Raw genomic sequence first — 19,845 nt, 5'->3', positions numbered from 1 at the left:
TGATCCTCACCCCCCCGCTGGTGGGAGGACTTTTGGCAACGGCACCAACAAAATACCGGTCAAACCCGCGAAGAAGCCCTAGAACTGTTGCGCCGATTGCGGGGCAAAAACGCAGCGGGAACCGGAAGAGGCACTGAAGGCATTAAAAAAATCACCTCGGTAAAGTTAACGCCGCTGCTGTTTGCTGACCCACTTGCGGCTAAAGTGCAGTTCCATGCCGACGCTTTCTGCCCAGACTTGTAATTGCTTGAGGAAAGCTTGGCGATCGCTCCCTTGAAGAACGGCCAATTGATCGGCAGCTTCGAGGGCATAGGGATAGCCCTGGCCGGTAATCAGTTCCCCACAGAGCCAGCGAATCACCGGATCCAGTAATCCTTCTCTGTAGATCCACAGGGGCAGTTCCAAGCGCACCGGATACCCGTGATGGGCCTTGAGGTAGCAAAAGCCAATACCCTTTGCCCAAGAGCCATAGCTTCCAAGGATGCCGCCGCGATCGCAGACAAAAACCGGTGAGCGATCGCCCCACTGGGTCAAAACGGTATTTAACAGTTGGGCATCTGAGAGGTGTGGACTAGGCGGCAGATTTGCTAGATGCCCCAAAAGGGTTACTAAATCCCGCGCTTGGGAGCTATCAATGTAAGCCACGAGGGGAATCCGACGTTTCAGGCTGGTCTCTAGGGTTTGGCAAAGAGCCGCAACATATCGTGCTTGCCATTCTGGGGCGTAGGACTCCGCAAAGGTCGCCACAAAGGAGCCGTCAAACAATAACAGTGCCGGGGCAGCTACTTCAGCCATGCGCTCCTGGAGAGTTTTCAATTCCAGTTCAAAGCGGCGTAGGTGCACATAGCGTTCGTGGAAGCGGTAAATTTGGGGCTGGCGCAACTGTTCTTCCGCTTGGCGCAGTTCCGCCGGCGTAATCAGTTCTAAGGCAATTTCTTTGGCATAGGAGCCATTTCCCCGGTGGGGATTGAGAAACCAACCTGCCTGCACTACTGCCACGGGTAAGGAGAGCTCTTCACTGGGCAGAATCTGGGAGCCATCCACCGCCACAGTGGTGACATCCATGAGTTGAGTTCTTGCCCACTCCCGCGCCGCCTGACGATGGGGCCACTCTACCCCCAAAGGAATGCGCCACCCCTGAGGCCACGGTTCAATGGGACAGGCTCCCCAATCGGTGATCTGCGGATCCATGGCAGCGGTGATGTCGGGAAGCGTTTTTTGTTGCCATGTCCCTAGAGCCTGTTGATAGTCCTGTCGCACTTGAGCAAGCGCTGTGTCATAGTTGAGAAAGTCAGCCTTTTTGTGATTTAGTTGCTGCACCAGTTGGGAAAGGGGTAACACCATAACCAAGAATAGAGTCGAGAAACGCCTGTTGCTATTCTCATCAGAATAAGTATGGGTTTGCCTTGTGTCCCCTCCTGCAGTAAATATTAAGGTGTCCACTGACCCTCCCCCAAAAACTGTGAAGGCACTTAATCTCCTTGGCTCCACCGGCTCCATTGGTACCCAAACCCTTGACATTGTTGCCCAATATCCCGATCGCTTTCGGGTCGTTGGCCTTGCCGCCGGACGCAACCTAGGGCGACTCATTCCCCAAATTCGCCAATTTCAGCCGGAGATTGTCAGTATTGCCGACCCCAATCAACTGCCCGAACTGGAGGCGGCATTGGCGGATCTGCCCCAAAAACCGCACTTGGTGGCTGGCGAAGCAGGGATTGCGGCGGTGGCGGCCTATGGGGATGCCGATGTGGTGGTGACAGGTATTGTCGGCTGTGCGGGTCTGGTGCCCACAATTGCCGCCATTAAAGCGGGCAAGGATATTGCCTTGGCCAATAAGGAAACGCTCATTGCCGGTGGTCCGGTGGTTTTGCCGCTACTTCAAGAGTACGGTGTCAGGCTCTTGCCCGCCGATTCTGAGCATTCGGCTATTTTTCAATGTTTGCAGGGGGTGCCGGAAGGCGGACTGCGGAAGATTATTCTTACTGCCTCAGGGGGCGCCTTTCGGGATTGGCCCGTGGAGAAACTCTGCCAAGTCACGGTGGCCGATGCCCTCAAACATCCCAACTGGTCAATGGGGCCAAAAATTACCGTGGACTCGGCGACCCTGATGAATAAGGGTCTAGAGGTGATTGAGGCGCATTACCTTTTTGGCGTGGACTACGACAACATTGAGATTGTCATCCATCCCCAAAGCATTGTTCACTCGCTAATTGAGTTGCAGGATACCTCCGTACTGGCGCAGTTGGGCTGGCCGGATATGCGGTTGCCGTTATTGTATGCCCTCTCGTGGCCAGAGCGGATTCCTACGAATTGGTCAGCGTTGGATCTGGTGAAGGCGGGAAGTCTGACCTTTCGATCGCCGGATCACCAGAAGTATCCCTGTATGGGGCTGGCCTATGCTGCGGGTCGTGCCGGCGGGGCGATGCCGGCGGTGCTCAATGCAGCCAATGAGGAGGCAGTGGCCCTCTTTATTGCCGAGGCCATTTCCTTCTTGGAGATTCCGCGGCTGATTGAGATGACCTGCGATCGCTACTCTGGCCAAAACATTCGCAACCCCAACTTAGAGGACATTTTGGCCGCCGATCGCTGGGCACGGCAGACAGTACAGGAATTGGCGCAACGGGGAGCCAGCCCGATGGTTGCTCTCTAGGAGTTGTGCCAAAATACCATCAGATTGCTTCAGAGGAGAGCCAATGGATACCCGTGCATTCAAGCGATCGCTCCACAGTTCAGAAAACTACCACCGCAAGGGCTTTGGCCACGGTGAGTCAGTGAACCGGCAACTCCAAGGGGAGTATCAAAGTTCTCTGATTCAGCAAATCCGTGCCAATGGCTATCGTTGGCAAGAGGGGGATGTGACGATTCGCTTGGCGGAGGCCTTTGGCTTTTGTTGGGGAGTGGAGCGGGCCGTGGCCCTTGCCTATGAAACTCGCACCCACTTTCCCACGGAGCGCATCTGGATCACGAATGAAATTATCCATAATCCCTCGGTGAATGAGCGCCTGCGGCAAATGGCCGTGGAATTTATTCCGGTGGTCAACGGGGTCAAGGACTTTAGTGACGTGCGCCCAGGGGATGTGGTGATTTTGCCCGCCTTTGGGGCCAGTGTCCAAGAGATGCAACTGCTGAATGAGCGCGGCTGTACGATTGTGGATACCACCTGCCCGTGGGTCTCAAAGGTGTGGCACAGTGTGGAAAAGCACAAAAAGGTGAGCTTCACCTCGATTATTCACGGCAAGTATAACCACGAAGAGACAATTGCCACCAGTTCCTTTGCGGGCACCTATTTGATCGTCCTCAACCTAGAGGAAGCCCGCTATGTCTGCGACTATATCCTCAAGGGGGGCGATCGCGAGGCCTTCATGGCCAAGTTTGCCAAGGCCTGTTCTGTGGGCTTTGATCCCGATCGCGATCTGGTGCGCGTCGGCATTGCCAATCAAACCACCATGCTCAAAGGGGAAACAGAACAAATCGGCAAATTATTTGAGCGCACGATGATCCAAAAATACGGCCCCGATCGCCTCAATGAGCACTTCATGAGCTTTAACACGATTTGCGATGCCACCCAAGAGCGCCAAGATGCAATGCTGAATTTAGTCAAGGAACCGCTAGATTTAATGGTTGTAATTGGGGGCTACAACTCCTCGAATACCACCCACCTTCAAGAAATTGCCATTGAGCATGGCATTCCTTCCTATCACATTGACTCTGCGGATCGTATTGGGCCGGGGAATCGCATTGAGCACAAACCCCTGCATCAGCCCCCCACGGTGACTGAAAACTGGCTGCCGGATCGCCCCCTCACCATTGGCATTACCTCCGGTGCCTCTACCCCCGACAAGGTGGTCGAGGAAGTGCTCAATAAAATTTTTGCCCTGCGCTCTGTGGCTGCTGTTTCCTAAGTTGGAGATTCCTGAGTCAAATCCCAAGCGGGCGATCGCTGGCAACTGATCTCGTAGAGAGCAATGCCCACCGCCACTGAGGCATTGAGGCTCGGGGTGCGCCCCGCAAGGGGAATCGCAACCATTTCATCGCAGTGCTTCTGGGTTTGCAGGCTAATCCCTTCCCCCTCACTGCCAACCACAAAGACGGTGGGGCGATCGAAGGTGATCTTGGGCAGGGGCACCGCTCCCCGCTCCGAAAGACCATAGATCCAATAGCCTGCCTGCTTCAGGGTTTCAAGAGCTTGGTTGAGGTTGACCACCCGTGCCACGGGCAAATACTCCAATGCCCCTGCGGCTGCTTTAGCTACGGTTGCCGTAATACCGACGGCGCGCCGTTGAGGAATAATCACTCCCTGCATCCCCAGCGCCTCTGCTGTGCGGATCATGGCACCGAGATTTTGCGGATCGGTAATCCCATCGGCCGCCAAGAGCACGGGTTGATTCACAGTAGCCGCTTTGGCCAATAAATCCTCTAAAGACCAGTAATTGTAGGCCGCCACCTGCATGGCAATCCCCTGATGGCGCCCCCGCTGGCACAGTTGGTCAAGACGTTCGGGGGTCACGGTATCAATAACGGCGCCCTGCTGTTTGGCTTCATTCAAGCGTTGATGAAAGCGCGGATCGTAGCGCAGAGAGGGAATCACCCAGATACGGTTGCAGGGGCGGCCACTCTCAAGGGCTGAGAGCACTGCATGGCGACCGTAGAGGAGTTCGGGGGCATCCTCAGTGGGGGCAGGTGGGGGAGATTTCCTAACGGGTTTGGCCGGTGTGTGCCGTGGGGAGCGAGGAGGACGGGTCGCAGTCAGGCGATTTTTTTTGCGGGGACGAGGTTTCTCGGTCATCGAAGCGTCGTTAGGGTAGCAACTCTCCCCTAGGGCGTTCGCTGAAACATCGCAAGGGGGCGATCGCCATCATAAAACGTCAGGGTATTTCCCTCAATGCGGTAGCGATTGGTTTGCTCAAGACTCTGCAAAAATGACATCTCTATCCTTTGAGCCCGCTGACCGATGCAGACTCGCCGTGTTGTCGCAACTGCCGAAAACCGCAATTGTTGGCCATTGACGCTGTAGCCACCGTTAAAGTTATTACAGCCACTAAAGCCCGTTGCTCGCTGGGCCCTGCCATCAAACTCAATAAACACAGTATTCATCGGATTGCGCGGTGGCATTGGCGGCATATTGGCGAGGCGCTGAAGTTGCCAGCGGCCACTGAGGGGACTTTCCGTCGCACCCGCTTCAAAGGTCAACAGCAGGCGATCCTCCTCAAACAGTTGTAGGGTATTTCCTTGAATGCGGTAGCGGTTGGTGCGGCTCAGCCCCTGTAGCATCTGAGTTTCCACACTCTGAAGCAGCTCTTGACTACATAGGCGTTGGCTGGTGGCTAAGGGGGCAAAAAGGAGGCGTGGGCCGTTGGCGGTGTAGCCACCATTAAAGCTATTACAGCCGGTAAAACCACCGGCACGGCGGTTGGCACTATCAAACTCAATAAAGGCGGTATCCACCGGAAAGGCTTGATTACCTATGCCTCTGAGGTGCCACCGCTGACCGCTGAGGCTCAGTTCCGAAGGCTGGGAGGGAGTGTTATTCGCCATTGGTTGGGTGGAAATGGCCACAGGCACCAAGCGCGGCAAAGGCAAAAGCCCCCCTTCGAGGCGATAGGTCACGGTGCTGATGCGGCTAGGACAGCAGAGGGGATCATTAGGGCTATAGCGGGCAAACTCTGCCGTGAATGTACCGTCGTTTTGGAACTTGACCTCACCAAGAAACGAGCCATCAGCGCGGGAATCCATCAGATTCGGGGATAAGGTTCCCAAGTAGAGTCCTCTATAGAAGACAAAGGCTTGATACCCCATCGGGCGACACATGCCATCAAAACCACTATTGCCAAGAATAATTTCCACGTTCTGATGGCGAATGGGTGTACCCACCAGATACCAGCCCCGCTGTTGAATTAGGCGATCTGCCATGGATTGGGGCGATCGCAGGGTACTGCGACAGCGGTTCAACTCCCCAGGATTGAGATTGCCCCGTGGGGGAATCTCTAGGATCGGCAGGCTGGGATTCCAGTTGCGTGGCGGTTGATCGAGCCAAGATGGGGGTGCAGCAAAACTGATCGGGGCGATCGCCAGCGTTGTTGCAGCTATGGAGAAGGTTGCCAAGCCAGCGGCAGCGGGAAACTTAATCATGGTGAGGAAAGACCGAATTCTGGGAGGTATCTGTAGGGACGTGAAAGCAGGATAGGAGTTCCCTAGGGTTTCCCTCGCAAAAGATTCAAAAACCTTTAGAAGATTCCCTTCACTAAACACCCTAGAGCCAGCCTTTGGGCAATGGGGTCGTGGCCATAGCTAAAGACGCGGGGCAAATCGGGATGGAGCTGCTGGGCAATCTCGTGGTAGGCATAGGGACTGCCATAGACCACCAGACCCATCAACTGATTGTGGGTTTGGAGCCATTCTAGGGTGGCGATCGCTGGCACACTTAACCCTGCTTTGCCGCGGAAGGGGTTGCCACGGCAAAATACCTGCACTAAGGTCGGTGCCCTGGAGAAGCCCTCAATCATTGTCAGGGGTGTTTGCTGATCAATCACCACCCGTTGGTCAAATCCCCAAGTGGGAGGCAGTGTCAATGCTGGACAGGTGCAGTTCAAAAAGCCGGCGTTTAGCGCATCATCCACCACCAGACAATTCACCCCTGAGGTAACGGGTTGCCAAGCTTGGCCAGCCCGCTTGATACTTTCTTGGGCAATGGCGGTGGCCACTTCAACGGCCGGGGTGGTCTGGAGATAGTCCAACTGTAACGAAAGGGGCAGCAAACGCGCCTTTGCTGCTTGAATTCGAGCTACAGAGGCCTGAATCCGCTCGTAGGGAATCCGCCCCGACTCAACAGCCGCAACCACCGCTTCAATGGCGGCGGGGGGATCCAAGGGCATGAGCAGAATATCGGCACCCGCTGCTACGGCTTTGACAGCAGCTTCCGCAGTACCGTAGCTGTGGGCGATCGCCCCCATGACTAGGGCATCGGTCACAATTAGCCCCCTAAACCCCATCTCTTGGCGAAGGATGCCTGTGAGAATTTGGGGCGACAGGGTTGCGGGTTGCTCGGCATCCAAGGCAGGGAGATGCACATGGGCACTCATCACCGCATCCACGCCTGTTTGAATTGCAGCAACAAAGGGCGGCCATTCAATGGCTTGCAGGCGATCGCGATTGTGGGGAATCACAGGCAGTTGCAAGTGGGAATCGGTTGCTGTATCCCCATGGCCGGGAAAGTGCTTTGCTGTTGTTAGCACTGGATAGGTTTTTGCCCCTTGAATAAACGCCGTTGCAAGGGCACTCACCACCTCTGGCTCCTCACCAAAGGCGCGCACATTAATCACCGGGTTGGCGGGATTGTTATTCACATCCACCACGGGAGCTAAAACCCAGTTCAAGCCGATGGCCAAGGCCTCTGCTGCCGTGGATGCTCCCATTGCCCTTGCCAGATCCACTGCCCGTTGTGGATTCCTTTGGGCGATGGCTCCTAAAGCTGCCGGGGGCGGAAATTGTGTTGCACCGCTAAAGCGTTGACCAACCCCCTCCTCAATGTCAGCCGCCAACAGCAGGGGAATTGTTGCCCAAGATTGGAGTTGCCGACAGCGCTCTGCCACTTCAACGGCACTGCCCCCCAAGAGAATCACCCCCCCCACGCCCCAGTCTTTAATCCAGTGTTTTAGGGTGTCTTGGGGCGGTTCCCAAGCAGGATATTGAATCTGGCGATCGTAGAGGTAGCCACTGGCGCGTACAACCACCATTTGTGCCACCTGTGCCCGTAGTGAAAGATCAGAAAGAGGGGGAATAAATGTCATGGGTGTAATCTCATTCAGAACAAAATTTCACAAATCAATAATTTCCTTATTCAGCATATAAAAAATTGTCTCAAACTCCCTCAGGCAACTTATCTGATTTTTTATACTAAAAGTACAGCCTTTACCTAATGATGGTGAGGTGAGGTTCGATTCCGTTGCTGCGGTGTTCAATCATTAAGCCAAAGGCTGGAGCCTAAATCGCTTTCTTTAGGAGTTGACCTATGTTAAAAGCACTACGTGAGAAATTACAAGGGATGATGGTCTTTTTGATGGAGGCATTTGGGCGCATCTTCACCCCTCGCAACGATCACTATCCTTCCACGGGGGCACAGCCCTTCACGGGAACGCCCGCCCGTAAGAGTTAGTTACTGTCTTCCACAAGCAGAATCCCTGTAAAGACCTTGCAGGTAAAAATCACTAAACTAGTATTAGTTCCGCATCAGCTCCGCCAAAGCGGCAAGTAGGGGGCTGGTGCAGTTTTTTATGAGCTTGGGGCGATCGCCAAAACTGTCAAAATCCAGAGATAATGTTCAGTGCTAAAAGTACTCCTAAAAGGGTGCAACCGGCAAATTTAACAGCATATTGCAGAATTAGTTAAGGAATATTTCAGATATTGAATTTTCGGTTAACATTTGAGGATTCTCGAATGCCTATGCTAGCCTAAAAGTAGGCACAGAAAGAAAGGGTAACGATAAGAGTGAACTTAAGGCTTGTGCCTCCCAGTCCTTGAGTTCAGGATAAAGCAAAGTTACTCCAAGATAAATCTCACGCCTGTCTTGCGAGTAACATCAAAATCAATCCTTTGAGCTTCAGCGTTGTATCTTTGTTCTCTTGCTTTATCCAGCCTTATCGTTCGTGTGGTTACTGCCGAGTCCCCATCCTGTCGTCCATGGGAGTTAAGGCACTACTAGGTAACCTCCTAGTCTCTAGAGTCGTCAACGTTGACAGCAATCTATTACCTAGTGTCCATGCTCCAAGCTTGATCGGTTGAGATCGCAAAGGGGGTTGGATCGCCAGCTAAAACCACGTTTTGTCCACGTTAGTTGTTGAGTTAAACATCGTCGTTGCTAACTTGTAAAGGGGTCTTGCTGCCGTCAGCTTGACCCCCTCGTTTTATTTTTAGGCTATGGTGCTAGTTGCGGTTGTCGCATTGCTCGTGCCAGTTCTGCCGCCACCTCTGGGCGCGAAAACTCTGGGGGTGGCAATTCTCCGCGCCGCAGCATTTCCCGTACCTTGGTGCCGGAGAGGTGAATGCGCTCTTCCGGTTTACTGGGACTGGTTTTACTGGTGGCCATGGACTGGGTGCGGGTGCAGTAGAAGGCATGCTCAAACTTCAAAGGAATAATCCCTAGGGCTGCCGGGTCAAATTCATCAAAAATATGCTGGGCATCATAGGTGCCATAGTAATCCCCCACGCCCGCGTGATCGCGACCGACAATAAAGTGGGTACAGCCGTAGTTTTTGCGCACTAGGGCATGGAAAATGGCCTCCCGCGGTCCGGCATAGCGCATGGCTGCTGGGTTAATGGCCAGCACTACCCGATCCTTAGGGAAGTAATGTTCCAACACAATTTCATAGCAACGCATGCGCACATCGGCGGGGATGTCATCCTCCTTCGTGGCACCCACGAGGGGATGCAAAAAAAGGCCATCCACAATTTCAAGGGCGCATTTCTGGATATATTCATGGGCGCGATGGATGGGGTTGCGGGTTTGGAAACCAACAATTGTCCGCCAGCCTTTTTGGCGAAAGAGGGCACGGGAATCTACCGGATCAATGCAATAGTTGGGGAATTGGGGATGGGGATGCCGCTCTAGGAGCCAAATGGGGCCTGCTAGGTTAACTTCTCCCTGTTCATAGAGCACCTTGACGCCGGGGTGTTTGTCATCTTCGGTGCGATAGACACAACGAGCCTCACGGCGTTTGTCATAGGTGTATTTTTCGGTGAGTTCGAGAATCCCCAAAAACTGACCCGCTGCGTTATCAAGACGAATAGTTTGGCCAATTTCTAAGGGGGCAGCCACTTCAGCCCTGACAGAGAGAGTGATGGGAATAGACCACGGCAGGCCATTGGCAAGGTACATTTCTTCGACCACTCGCTCGTAGTCGGCCTGTCCCATAAATCCGGTTAGGGGACTAAACCCACCAATGGCAATGAGTTCTAAGTCAGAAACGGCTCGCTCATCAAGAGTCACGCGGGGCAATTCATCGGCGCGGGCAAGCCAAGCCTGTTTTTGTTCAGGGGAGAGAATGCGATTCACGAGAATACCGCCGTGGGGGGCGATCGCGTCCTTTGTTTGTACGGTTACGGATGAACTCAAGGTCGAACTCCTTTTGGGCAAAATGAACGCGTTGCAAAACTTCATAAGATAGAAGTCATTATTGGACGAATGGGTGCAGGAGACAACGGGTGGATCTCTATCGCTACGGTGTGCAGCGAGATTGGTGCTGGCGCGGGTGGCAGAGTCGCTACAGTTTTTGGCAGCCCGCTTCCCCTGGGGGAACACCGCTGATCCTACTCCACGGCTTTGGGGCATCCCTACGGCACTGGCGATACAATCTTCGGGTCTTAGGAGATTATCAGCCGACCTATGCCCTTGATTTAATAGGGTTGGGGGCAGCGGAAAAGCCTAGTGCTGCCTACGGTGCTGAATTTTGGGCGGCTCAGGTTCATGCCTTTTGGCAAGGAATTGTCGGGCAACCGGCGGTGATTGTTGGCAATTCCATTGGCGCATTGATTGCCCTCACCTGTGCCTATCGCTATCCCCAGATGGCAGCGGGGGTGGTGATGCTGAGTCTGCCGGATCCGGCGGTGCGCGAGGAACTGATTCCCAGGGCGATCGCCCCCCTTGTGAGTGGAATTGAACAGATTTTCACGGCTCCTTGGTTGTTGCGCCCTCTTTTTTACCTCGTTCGCCGCCCCTTCATTGTCAAACGCTGGGCACAATTGGCCTACGCCAACCCCACCTGTGTGGATGAGGAATTGTTGGAAATCTTACTCACCCCTGCCTATGACCGTGATAGCGATCGCGCCTTTGTGCAAATTACCCGTGCCATGAGTCGGAGAGGCTTTGGCCCCAGTGCCAAGACCATGCTCAAAAAGGTGTCCCAGCCCCTATTGCTCATTTGGGGCAAACAGGATCGCTTCATCCCCCCGCTGTTCAGCCAGCGGTTTCAACAGATACAACCGAGGATGCAGGTGGTGGAGTTAGATCACACAGGTCACTGCCCCCACGATGAGCAGCCCGATCGCGTGAATACGCTGGTTTTAGATTGGTTGCGCAGCCACTCACTTTCCAGAGGCTGAATCCCACTGGGGCAAGTTCTATGGTCACGGCAATCTTTAGGAGTTGGCACAGCGGATGTTTAGGCTGATTCCGGTTTTTCTGGACATTCATTCCTATGGGTGTTTTGCTGCCCTTGGGACGACTGGTGCGGCGGCGTTGGGCACTGATGCGATCGCTTTATATGCCCAGTTCAGTGATTGCAGGCATATTGGGGCTGCTTCTTGGTTCTAGCGTTTTGGGGGCGATCGCCGACCAAATTGCAGCCGAATCTGTTTTTTTCACATCCTCTGAGTCTGGGGGGATTGCTTGGAATCTCTTTGTTATGCTCTATTGAGCACTGCGAATTTTGCCCAGATTCTGGGTTGAGCGGGGTATTGGCGACAGGGGGCAATCCAGGGGTCTCACCCCCACCGGTCTATTGCTGATTCCTATGCTGGATCGCCACCACTAATTAGGGGCGCTAGAGGGTTTTGCCTACAAGCAAATTCTCTTTGAGCCGATTTAGGGGAAGTTTATTTACAGTGGCAGCAGCGATTTTAATCCAGCATTTGCTCTACTACCTGTGCTGGGACTAACAGGTGGGCTATTCCCCCTGTGGTTGTGGTTTGGCTTCCGGAACTATGGCCAACTGCGGCGATCTCTTGGGCAAAATTGACCCTATCCAAGGGGAAACCTAGAATGGAAACGACTTGAGCTGCTGTGCCGTCTCAAGTAAAGGCCGTGTTGTGAGTTTGCCGATGACCTCTGTACTCCTGCAATCCGTTGTTGAGAGTGATGAACGCACCGATCTGCGTCAGTTTTCACGCATCCTACAACTGGGGGAAAAACGCTATCTTCTGCGCAATGAAATTTTGACGGCCTTTGCGGAGTACTGTCGGGAACACGATCGCCCTGTGCCTCCCCCCTCAGAATCGCGCCTCAGCAAGCTGGTGTTCTATACCCAAGAGATCATTGTTGACAACGAAAGTCTGTGTTGGATTATTCGGCCACGGATTGCCCAGCAGGAGGTGTGTCGGCTGTTGGTGGAGGATTTGACGATCGTGCCAATGACGATTCCAGAACTACTGGATCTGCGCGATCGCCTGGTGAATCGCTATCACCCCAACGAAGGGGATATTTTTGAGATTGACGTTCAACCCTTCTACGATTACTCGCCCATCATCCGCGATGCCAAAAACATTGGTAAGGGGGTGGAGTTTCTTAACCGCTATTTATCCAGTAAGCTCTTCCAAGATCCACGGCAGTGGCAGCAAAACCTCTTTAACTTTCTGCGAATTCATCGCTACAACGGCTATCAACTCTTGATCAATGAGCGTATTCGCTCTCCGCAGCAGCTCTCGGAGCAGGTGAAACAGGCCTTAGTGGCTCTTAGCGATCGCGCCGCCGAGGAGGCCTATAGTGACTTTCGCTTTGAACTGCAAAATCTCGGCTTTGAACCGGGTTGGGGCAATACTGCTGCGCGAGTGCGGGACACCCTAGAAATTCTCGATCAACTCTTGGATTCTCCGGATCACCAAGTACTGGAGGCCTTTGTCTCGCGGATCCCGATGATCTTTCGCATTGCCCTGATTTCTCCCCACGGCTGGTTTGGTCAAGAGGGGGTGCTGGGGCGTCCCGACACCGGTGGGCAGGTGGTCTATATCCTCGACCAAGTGAAAAGCTTGGAAAAACAAATGCGCGAGGATTTGCAACTGGCAGGGCTGGGAGTACTGGAGGCACGGCCTAAAATTATTGTCCTGACTCGCCTAATTCCCAATGCGGAAGGGACGCTGTGCAACCAACGCCTTGAAAAAATTTATGGCACCGATGATGCATGGATTTTGCGGGTACCCTTTCGGGAGTTTAATCCCAAGGTGACGCAAAACTGGATTTCACGGTTTGAAATCTGGCCCTATTTAGAAACCTTTGCCATTGATGCGGAGCGAGAGTTGCGGGCAGAATTTGGTCATGTCCCCGACCTGATCATTGGCAACTATTCCGATGGCAATTTGGTGGCCTTCTTGCTGGCGCGGCGACTCAAGGTAACCCAGTGCAACATTGCCCACGCTTTGGAGAAGTCTAAATACCTCTTTAGTAACCTCTACTGGCAGGACTTAGAGGATAAGTATCACTTCTCAATGCAATTTACGGCAGATTTAATTGCCATGAATGCCGCCAACTTTATCATTAGCAGTACCTATCAAGAGATTGTGGGAACACCTGATAGTATCGGCCAATACGAATCATACCAATCCTTTACTATGCCTGACCTCTACCATGTGGTTAATGGCATTGAACTGTTTAGTCCGAAATTTAATGTGGTGCCACCGGGGGTCAATGAGCAGGTGTACTTTCCCTATTACCGCCATACAGAGCGACTGGAGGACGATCGCCAGCGGTTAGAGGAACTGCTCTTTACCCTTGAAGATGCGCAGCACATTTACGGCTACCTCGAAGACCCAAACAAACGCCCAATCTTTTCAATGGCGCGCTTGGATCGGATCAAAAACCTCACGGGGCTGGCAGAAGCTTTTGGTCGTAGTAAAGAACTGCAAGAGCGCTGTAATTTAATTTTGGTGGCAGGCAAGCTGCGCACCGAAGAGTCTAGCGATCGCGAGGAAATTGCCGAAATTGAGAAGCTTTACCAAATCATCCACGAGTACAACCTCCACGGTAAGATTCGCTGGCTGGGGATTCGTTTGCCGAAGGCAGACTCTGGAGAAATTTATCGCATCATTGCCGATCGCCAAGGGATTTTTGTTCAGCCTGCTTTGTTTGAAGCCTTTGGCTTGACAATTTTGGAGGCAATGGTCAGTGGTCTGCCCACCTTTGGCACTCGCTTTGGCGGTCCTTTAGAAATTATCCAAGATGGGGTGAATGGTTTTCATATTAACCCGACCCACTTAGAAGAAATGGCTGAAACCATTGTCCGCTTTCTGGAGGCTTGCGATCGCGATCCTAGCCAGTGGCAACGGATTTCCAAAGCGGGCATCGAGCGGGTCTATAGCACCTACACTTGGAAAATTCACTGTACCCGCCTGCTCTCCCTCGCCAAGATCTATGGCTTTTGGAACTTCTCTTCCCAAGAAAACCGCGAAGACATGATGCGCTACATGGAGGCACTCTTCTACCTCCTCTATAAACCCCGCGCCCAAGCCCTGTTGGCAGAACACATGCGGCGGTAAGAGGCATCTAGACGTAGTGGTAATCAATTGCCCAGCGAGCGAGTTCGGTGCGATTATGGCAACCTGTTTTGCCCAGCATATTGCTGACATGGCTTTCCACAGTGCGCTGACTGACGTGCAACTCTGCGGCAATTTCGCGGTTGGAGAGGCCTCTGGCCACGTATTGAAGAATCCGCGTTTCCGTAGGGGTGAGTTCAACACCGCGGGGCGGGCTGGGCACAGGAGGAGGTTGCCGTCCTTGGGCTTCCCGCAGGCGAGCCGTCTGGTTGAGGAGGGCTTGGATCTGGGCTAGGAGTTCCTCCGGTTCAAAGGGCTTGACCAAGTAAACATCACCACCAGTTTGCAAGCCCCTAATGCGATCGTGGGTTTGCCCTTTGGCCGAAAGAAAGAGCACCGGCAGCCAACTGAGGTGGGTTTGTTGTCGCACTGCCCTGACAAAGCTATAGCCATCCATCTGCGGCATCATCACATCGCAAATAATTAAGTCGGGGGTTTGCTGCTGAAGAATTGCCAGACCTTCTTGGCCATGGCCTGCCGTCAGCACTCGATACCCCTGCATCTCAAGGTAATCTTTCACCAAAAGAACTAGGGTGGGGTCATCATCAACCAAGAGAATGGTGGCATTTTGCGCAGAGGATGCCTCAAGGTGCATATATTGGGAGGATTTTTAGGACTACCTATAGCATTGACACTGCTGGTACCAAGTTTGAGGTGGCGTTTGCTGCTTTTTTAGGATAGCCTATTCCTCCGGCGAGAAAGCATGAGCAAACTCTGAGGCAGTCTCCTTGGGGGCTATCACAATTTGGGAGCGCCCTGCGGCCTTAGCGGCGTAGAGGGCGTCGTCTGCGCTTTTCACCAGTTGGAGTAGGGTCTGCCCATGGGTGGGAAATTGACTGATACCGGCGCTAAAACTCACCTTAAAGCTGTCATGGTTGGGGGCGTGGAATGTGTGATTCCGCAGGCGGTGTAAACAGATGGCAAGACGATGTTTGGCCACCTCAAGGGAAATATCGTAGAGGGCAATTAAAAATTCTTCTCCTCCCCAGCGAGCTACAATATCCTCCATCCGTAGGGACTGCTTCAGCATGCGGGCTGTGGTCACCAACACCTGATCACCAACATCGTGACCGTAGGTATCATTGATGCGTTTGAAGTGGTCTAAATCTAAAACAACGATACAGAGACTTCGCTGTTGGCGGCTGGCAAGGGTCAAAAAGCGTTCAATATCCTCTGTGGCTTTGCGGCGATTGCTCAGTCCTGTGAGGGGATCTACCTCCGCCAAGCGTTTTAGGAGGCGGGTACGCTCTAGGCGATTGATAATGCGAGTCACTAACTCAGGTCCCACAATTGGCTTATTGACAAAATCATCGGCACCGGCGGCAAAGAGTTGTGTGACAAGGGCTGGATCGGTGGTGGCAGTCAGAAAGAGGATGGGGAGCTGGCTCCAGCGAGGATCATTGCGGACAACTTGGCAGAGTTCTATGCCATTGATGCCGGGCATTTGCACATCGAGAATCACCAGTTCAGGATGGGTGGCCTCTAGGACATCCCAAAATTGATCGGGATTTTGCAGGGAGGTAACACTCATGCCCCAAGGTTCCAGGAGCCGTTTCAAAATGGCCAGGGTGATAGCATCATCGTCAACCGCCAAAATACTGGCAGAGTTGATTTCTTGGGGTTGCAATAACTGATCGAGAGCCTGCAACAGCCGCTCGACATCCACAGGCTTACTGAGGGTCATCCGTGAGCCAAGACGAATGGCGGCGAGGCGATCGCGCCACGTGTCCTGGGCGGTAAACACGAGGGCGGGGATGGGCGGACGCTGCTGCCGTAATTGCTGCAAAAACTCGCGGGTGGTCACCTCATCGGGCATCACTTCAGGATTGAGAATGACGGCATTGGGCCGACTCTCCTCCAGAAAGGCACAGACCAGCGGCCAGCTATCCATCGCAATGTAGCGAAATCCCCGATCAGCAGAACACTCCTCAAGGGAGTGAACTAATTCAGGATCGTGGTCAAGGTGGAGAACCAAGGGCAATCCTGAATCATTGTTCTTTTTTGGCTTGGCGGGGGCGATCGCGCTTAGAAGTTGCTGCACAATCCCCAGCAGGGCTTCTGGGGCACAGGGGTAGTGGCAGTAAATGACTTGGGCTTCCGGCTGGGTAGCTAAATCAATAGCGGTGAGAACCAAGATTGGCTCCTGAAACCCGCGATCGCGCACCTGCTGGCAAAAGACCTCCACTGCGGTGCCCAAATGCGATTCATCCACAATCAACAGGTGATAGCGACAACTGGCCAATAGTTCCCAGAGATCTTCAGGGCGTGCCACTACATCCACTCGATGATCAACAGTCGTGAGGATAGAGACCAGTGTTGCCGCTGCTGCTACATCCTCGTGATAGAGCAAAATGGCCATATGTAGGTGCAAGCCCCTGTGACTATCCACTACCCTACTGCTTTTTCTCAATCTTCCTCAAGTTCTTGAGGATACAGATTGCCCCCAGATGAGTTACATATCTTTAGGTTTTCACTGGTACTAAATGCCATTAATTCTCAACAGCAATGCTATAGTAGGCCTAGGCATTATTGAGTCTTAGTCTCAATAAGCTTCCCTGTTCATACCATACGTTTATCCAAGGAGGAAGAGTTATGGCGATCGCCAGTGAACCGCCAACCTCTGCGACTACCCCATCCCCCACAGGTGCAGGCCTGCAAACCTACGGCCAAGCCAACGTCAAGTACGACTGGTGGGCAGGCAATGCCCGCTTTGTCAGCCTTTCAGGGTTATTTATCGCTGCCCATGTGGCACAAGCAGCCCTGACTGTATTTTGGGCTGGCGCTTTTACGCTGTACGAAATTTCCCAGTACAAACCCGATCTGCCCATGGGGGAACAGGGTTTGATTTTATTGCCCCATTTAGCGACACTAGGATTTGGCATCGGCGAGGGGGGTAAAGTTGTTGATTTATACCCCTACTTTGTGATTGGCGCTGTACATCTCATTTCCTCGGCAGTGCTCGGTGCCGGTGCTCTCTTCCATACGTTCCGTGCCCCCCACGATCTCAGTACCGCCTCAGGGTGGGCGCGGCGCTTCCATTTCCGCTGGGACGATCCGAAACAACTGGGAATCATTCTGGGGCACCATTTGCTCTTTTTGGGATTGGGTGCCCTGCTGTTCGTGTTGAAGGCAACAATTTGGGGGGGGCTGTATGACGCAAATTTGCAAACAGTACGCCTTGTTACTGAACCCACACTGGATCCCTTTGTTATCTACGGCTACCAAACCCACTTTGCCAGCATTGATAATCTGGAAGACTTAGTGGGTGGGCATATCTATGTTGCCATTTTGCTCATTACAGGTGGGATTTGGCATATTCTTGTGCCGCCCCTGAATTGGGCACGGCAAGTGCTGATGTTTAATGCGGAAGCCATTCTCTCCTACTCCCTAGGCGGCATTGCCCTAGCGGGGTTTGTGGCGGCCTACTTCTGTGCAGTGAATACGCTCGCCTATCCCGTAGAGTTTTACGGTCCACCTTTAGAAGTCAAGTTGGGAATTGCTCCCTACTTTGCAGAGACAATCGACTTGCCTCTGGGGCAGCATACTCCCCGTGCTTGGTTAGCCAATGCCCACTTTTTCCTTGCCTTTTTCTTCCTCCAGGGGCATCTTTGGCACGCGCTCCGAGCCATGGGATTTAATTTCAAGCAACTGGAAGCCTTTCTCAATCCAGTTATTGAAAATTAATTGCAGCAGTTCTGCTCTTGAGTGTTAGCTACTGCCCTCGATCTCAGCGATCGAGGGTTTTTTATGAATTCAGGGAAGGCTTTCATTACTTTTGAGAATATTTGGCGCCCCTAAGCTGTCGCGCGATCGCTGGCGCAAAGAAAATCAAAAAAGCAATTTGAGCTGTAAAGACCCAGCCATAGTACCGCAGGACAGGGTGCAAATCCCACTGTGCCATGACCCCTAGACTGACCACTGTCCACAGGAGGATGACTGCTGGCAACAGCAGCTTCTGCTTTGGGTATGCCATGATTAAGATTCCGCTTGGGTTTCGTTTTGCATGGCCTGCATGCGGGCTTTGGCTTTGGCGGCACTCTTTTTCAGCGCTTGCAGACGCAGTTCATAGTGTTTGCGTTGGCGGCGGTTGGGCGCTTGCTCAATGAGGAATTTGAGGGCGCTGCCAAGACTTTTGTAGGCGTTGGGAAGTTCATAGCCAAAGCGGGTCGCCAGGGCGATCGCCCGTTCATCAGCAGCAATAGCTTCCTTGAGAACCTTTTCACTATTGTTGCGCCGGTAGAGTCGCCAACCCGAGAAAGCACACAGGCCAAGGGCAAGTGTGAGCAACAGGCCGTCCCGTACCCAGAGTTCGCCCACAGCACCCCCCAAACCAATGGCCAGTGCAGCCATCTCCCAGCCATCACGAGGAATCGTGTCATTTTGGATGCGAGCCACTTCATGCCAAAAGAGGAGGTTGCGTTGATCCTTGGCCAACTGATCCCAGCGTGCTAAATCAATTTGAATTTCCACCTCATCCTTGCCAATTTCTTCGCAGGTGATCAGGGGAGGATTTACCCCACTGGCTGGTTCAATCATCACCCAGCTTTGCAGCTCTGGTGGCAAGAGAGACTTAAGACGGCGCAATTCCGCTAAGTCGGAACGGGCAACTGAGGATGCAGCCGAGGTCATAGCACAACACAATCCTAGGGTATTTCTTACCTATCTTAACAGTTCAAAGCCGACTAATCGGGATGACAGGATTTGAACCTGCGACCCCTTCGTCCCGAACGAAGTGCGCTACCAAGCTGCGCTACATCCCGATAACTCATTTAGGATAGCATTTGCTGGCTTTTTCCTCAATTGGCCTGTGGGGATTAAGCAGTAAAGAAATTTAGGCCAAATTTAGTCCATTGTCCAAACTGGGGCGGCTAAAACTCTTTCTGAGAAACGATTTGAGGAGTCGGCTCTATTGCGGCACCCACAGATAGTCAAGGTCGAGTTCGCCTGCGCGGGTTTTCAACACACCCAGGATGTCTTGCCACTGACGATCGGAGATTTCGCCGTCCGGGCGATACCATTCGAGTTTTGCCAGAGTAATATCCTCAGGGCTGACCGCTAAGGTTTTATTCGTCGCTTCTCAATTGCATCGCGTGCGTGTTCGGTCAGAACTTAATCCATGCCGCCTCACTCGCAAAGGGCCATCACCTTAAGGCTCTCGACGCCCCGGTCGTCCACGATCTTGACTGCGATGCGCCGGTATTCGCCCAACTCGAAGGGCAGCGACTCGGTGCCCCAGTAGGCGCGAATGCGTTCGAGGTCGATTTCGGCTTTCAGGTTGCGCGCCAAGTTAGCCCACGCTTCGTTGTCGCCGGCCATCGGGAAGAACACCTGGCGCGGGTAGAGACTGCGCCCGTCGTAGTCGGTATCGAGCATCCACAGCGCGATTTTGTCGCTGCCTCCCGATTCGATTTGCCCGGTCTTGGTGTTGTAGTAGTCGAAACCACCGACGGCGACCCTGTATTTGCCGTCTTTCTCTTTGCGCACTTGCACGTCGGGCTCACCAATCAGCCAGAACAATTCATTACTGGCGCGCTTTTTCTTCAGGTCGTC

At 53.2% G+C, this 19,845-nt stretch carries 16 protein-coding genes, 1 tRNA gene and 1 pseudogene; 7 read left to right on the top strand and 11 right to left on the bottom strand.

Annotated elements, in window-relative coordinates:
• Positions 1–165 precede the first annotated feature (165 nt).
• Complete coding sequence (locus tag Q0683_RS06770) at positions 166–1,344, bottom strand: DNA double-strand break repair nuclease NurA (protein WP_298976944.1); 1,179 nt, start codon at positions 1,342–1,344, stop codon at positions 166–168.
• Positions 1,345–1,462: 118 nt separating this feature from the next.
• Between Q0683_RS06770 and Q0683_RS06765 the strand changes: the two genes are divergently transcribed.
• Positions 1,463–2,650: a 1-deoxy-D-xylulose-5-phosphate reductoisomerase gene (locus Q0683_RS06765; protein ID WP_298611820.1), complete on the top strand. Its 1,188-nt coding sequence runs from the start codon at positions 1,463–1,465 to the stop codon at positions 2,648–2,650.
• A gap of 43 nt (positions 2,651–2,693) precedes the next feature.
• On the top strand, positions 2,694–3,902 hold the full coding sequence (locus Q0683_RS06760) for a 4-hydroxy-3-methylbut-2-enyl diphosphate reductase (RefSeq protein ID WP_298611823.1): 1,209 nt from the start codon (positions 2,694–2,696) through the stop codon (positions 3,900–3,902).
• On the opposite strand, the gene rlmB is transcribed toward Q0683_RS06760, so the two are convergent.
• The 3 genes from rlmB to Q0683_RS06745 form a co-directional block, all read right to left on the bottom strand.
• Complete coding sequence (gene rlmB / locus Q0683_RS06755) at positions 3,899–4,786, bottom strand: 23S rRNA (guanosine(2251)-2'-O)-methyltransferase RlmB (protein ID WP_298976943.1); 888 nt, start codon at positions 4,784–4,786, stop codon at positions 3,899–3,901. The genes Q0683_RS06760 and rlmB overlap by 4 nt on opposite strands.
• A 29-nt stretch (positions 4,787–4,815) precedes the next feature.
• On the bottom strand, positions 4,816–6,129 hold the full coding sequence (locus Q0683_RS06750; protein ID WP_298976942.1) for an META domain-containing protein: 1,314 nt from the start codon (positions 6,127–6,129) through the stop codon (positions 4,816–4,818).
• Positions 6,130–6,224: 95 nt separating this feature from the next.
• Complete coding sequence (locus Q0683_RS06745) at positions 6,225–7,787, bottom strand: glycoside hydrolase family 3 N-terminal domain-containing protein (protein WP_298976940.1); 1,563 nt, start codon at positions 7,785–7,787, stop codon at positions 6,225–6,227.
• A gap of 221 nt (positions 7,788–8,008) precedes the next feature.
• On the opposite strand from Q0683_RS06745, the gene Q0683_RS06740 reads away from it, so the two are divergent.
• On the top strand, positions 8,009–8,152 hold the full coding sequence (locus Q0683_RS06740; protein ID WP_298611457.1) for a hypothetical protein: 144 nt from the start codon (positions 8,009–8,011) through the stop codon (positions 8,150–8,152).
• A gap of 759 nt (positions 8,153–8,911) precedes the next feature.
• Here Q0683_RS06740 and sat read toward each other — a convergent pair.
• Entirely contained in the window at positions 8,912–10,108 is a 1,197-nt protein-coding gene (gene sat / locus Q0683_RS06735) for a sulfate adenylyltransferase (RefSeq protein WP_298976937.1), read from the bottom strand.
• Between the two features lie 89 nt (positions 10,109–10,197).
• Between sat and Q0683_RS06730 the strand changes: the two genes are divergently transcribed.
• The 3 genes from Q0683_RS06730 (at position 10,198) to Q0683_RS06720 (ending at position 14,238) form a co-directional block, all read left to right on the top strand.
• Positions 10,198–11,094 (top strand): alpha/beta fold hydrolase, encoded by an 897-nt coding sequence (locus Q0683_RS06730; protein ID WP_298612132.1) that lies wholly within the window; start codon positions 10,198–10,200, stop codon positions 11,092–11,094.
• A 95-nt stretch (positions 11,095–11,189) separates the two neighbouring features.
• Positions 11,190–11,408, top strand: coding sequence for a hypothetical protein (locus Q0683_RS06725; RefSeq protein WP_298612130.1), 219 nt, complete (start codon positions 11,190–11,192; stop codon positions 11,406–11,408).
• A 403-nt stretch (positions 11,409–11,811) separates the two neighbouring features.
• A complete protein-coding gene (locus Q0683_RS06720; protein WP_298612127.1) occupies positions 11,812–14,238 on the top strand; it encodes a sucrose synthase in 2,427 nt (808 codons plus the stop codon).
• Positions 14,239–14,245: 7 nt separating this feature from the next.
• On the opposite strand, the gene Q0683_RS06715 is transcribed toward Q0683_RS06720, so the two are convergent.
• Both Q0683_RS06715 and Q0683_RS06710 read right to left on the bottom strand, forming a co-directional pair.
• Entirely contained in the window at positions 14,246–14,890 is a 645-nt protein-coding gene (locus Q0683_RS06715; RefSeq protein WP_298612125.1) for a response regulator transcription factor, read from the bottom strand.
• A gap of 87 nt (positions 14,891–14,977) precedes the next feature.
• Positions 14,978–16,654: a diguanylate cyclase gene (locus Q0683_RS06710; RefSeq protein WP_298612123.1), complete on the bottom strand. Its 1,677-nt coding sequence runs from the start codon at positions 16,652–16,654 to the stop codon at positions 14,978–14,980.
• Positions 16,655–16,947: 293 nt separating this feature from the next.
• Here Q0683_RS06710 and Q0683_RS06705 point away from each other — a divergent pair, with 293 nt between their 5' ends.
• Positions 16,948–17,979: a chlorophyll a/b binding light-harvesting protein gene (locus Q0683_RS06705; protein WP_298976952.1), complete on the top strand. Its 1,032-nt coding sequence runs from the start codon at positions 16,948–16,950 to the stop codon at positions 17,977–17,979.
• Positions 17,980–18,064: 85 nt separating this feature from the next.
• Here the strand turns inward: Q0683_RS06705 and Q0683_RS06700 are convergent, their stop codons facing one another.
• From Q0683_RS06700 to Q0683_RS06685, 4 genes and pseudogenes are all read right to left on the bottom strand, one after another.
• Positions 18,065–18,268 (bottom strand): hypothetical protein, encoded by a 204-nt coding sequence (locus Q0683_RS06700; RefSeq protein ID WP_298976934.1) that lies wholly within the window; start codon positions 18,266–18,268, stop codon positions 18,065–18,067.
• A 2-nt stretch (positions 18,269–18,270) separates the two neighbouring features.
• Entirely contained in the window at positions 18,271–18,924 is a 654-nt protein-coding gene (locus Q0683_RS06695; protein ID WP_298612120.1) for a DUF3318 domain-containing protein, read from the bottom strand.
• 57 nt (positions 18,925–18,981) lie between these two features.
• Positions 18,982–19,055: transfer RNA gene (locus Q0683_RS06690), tRNA-Pro, on the bottom strand.
• A gap of 364 nt (positions 19,056–19,419) precedes the next feature.
• Positions 19,420–19,845, bottom strand: a pseudogene (locus Q0683_RS06685) (site-specific DNA-methyltransferase); the annotation flags it as partial.

The sequence above is a fragment of the uncultured Thermosynechococcus sp. genome (assembly GCF_938074695.1).
GTDB lineage: Bacteria > Cyanobacteriota > Cyanobacteriia > Thermosynechococcales > Thermosynechococcaceae > Thermosynechococcus.
The sequence above is the reverse complement of the archived record's forward strand: the minus strand, read 5'-3'. Positions and strand labels throughout refer to the sequence as shown.

What these genes read in the sequence shown, in the direction of transcription:
- Q0683_RS06770 (WP_298976944.1), bottom strand. Translation starts at nt 1,344, where the DNA reads ATGGTGTTACCCCTTTCCCAACTGGTGCAGCAACTAAATCACAAAAAG.
- Q0683_RS06760 (WP_298611823.1), top strand. Translation starts at nt 2,694, where the DNA reads ATGGATACCCGTGCATTCAAGCGATCGCTCCACAGTTCAGAAAACTAC.
- rlmB (WP_298976943.1), bottom strand. Translation starts at nt 4,786, where the DNA reads ATGACCGAGAAACCTCGTCCCCGCAAAAAAAATCGCCTGACTGCGACC.
- Q0683_RS06750 (WP_298976942.1), bottom strand. Translation starts at nt 6,129, where the DNA reads ATGATTAAGTTTCCCGCTGCCGCTGGCTTGGCAACCTTCTCCATAGCT.
- Q0683_RS06745 (WP_298976940.1), bottom strand. Translation starts at nt 7,787, where the DNA reads ATGACATTTATTCCCCCTCTTTCTGATCTTTCACTACGGGCACAGGTG.
- Q0683_RS06740 (WP_298611457.1), top strand. Translation starts at nt 8,009, where the DNA reads ATGTTAAAAGCACTACGTGAGAAATTACAAGGGATGATGGTCTTTTTG.
- Q0683_RS06725 (WP_298612130.1), top strand. Translation starts at nt 11,190, where the DNA reads ATGGGTGTTTTGCTGCCCTTGGGACGACTGGTGCGGCGGCGTTGGGCA.
- Q0683_RS06720 (WP_298612127.1), top strand. Translation starts at nt 11,812, where the DNA reads ATGACCTCTGTACTCCTGCAATCCGTTGTTGAGAGTGATGAACGCACC.
- Q0683_RS06715 (WP_298612125.1), bottom strand. Translation starts at nt 14,890, where the DNA reads ATGCACCTTGAGGCATCCTCTGCGCAAAATGCCACCATTCTCTTGGTT.
- Q0683_RS06710 (WP_298612123.1), bottom strand. Translation starts at nt 16,654, where the DNA reads ATGGCCATTTTGCTCTATCACGAGGATGTAGCAGCAGCGGCAACACTG.
- Q0683_RS06700 (WP_298976934.1), bottom strand. Translation starts at nt 18,268, where the DNA reads ATGGCATACCCAAAGCAGAAGCTGCTGTTGCCAGCAGTCATCCTCCTG.
- Q0683_RS06695 (WP_298612120.1), bottom strand. Translation starts at nt 18,924, where the DNA reads ATGACCTCGGCTGCATCCTCAGTTGCCCGTTCCGACTTAGCGGAATTG.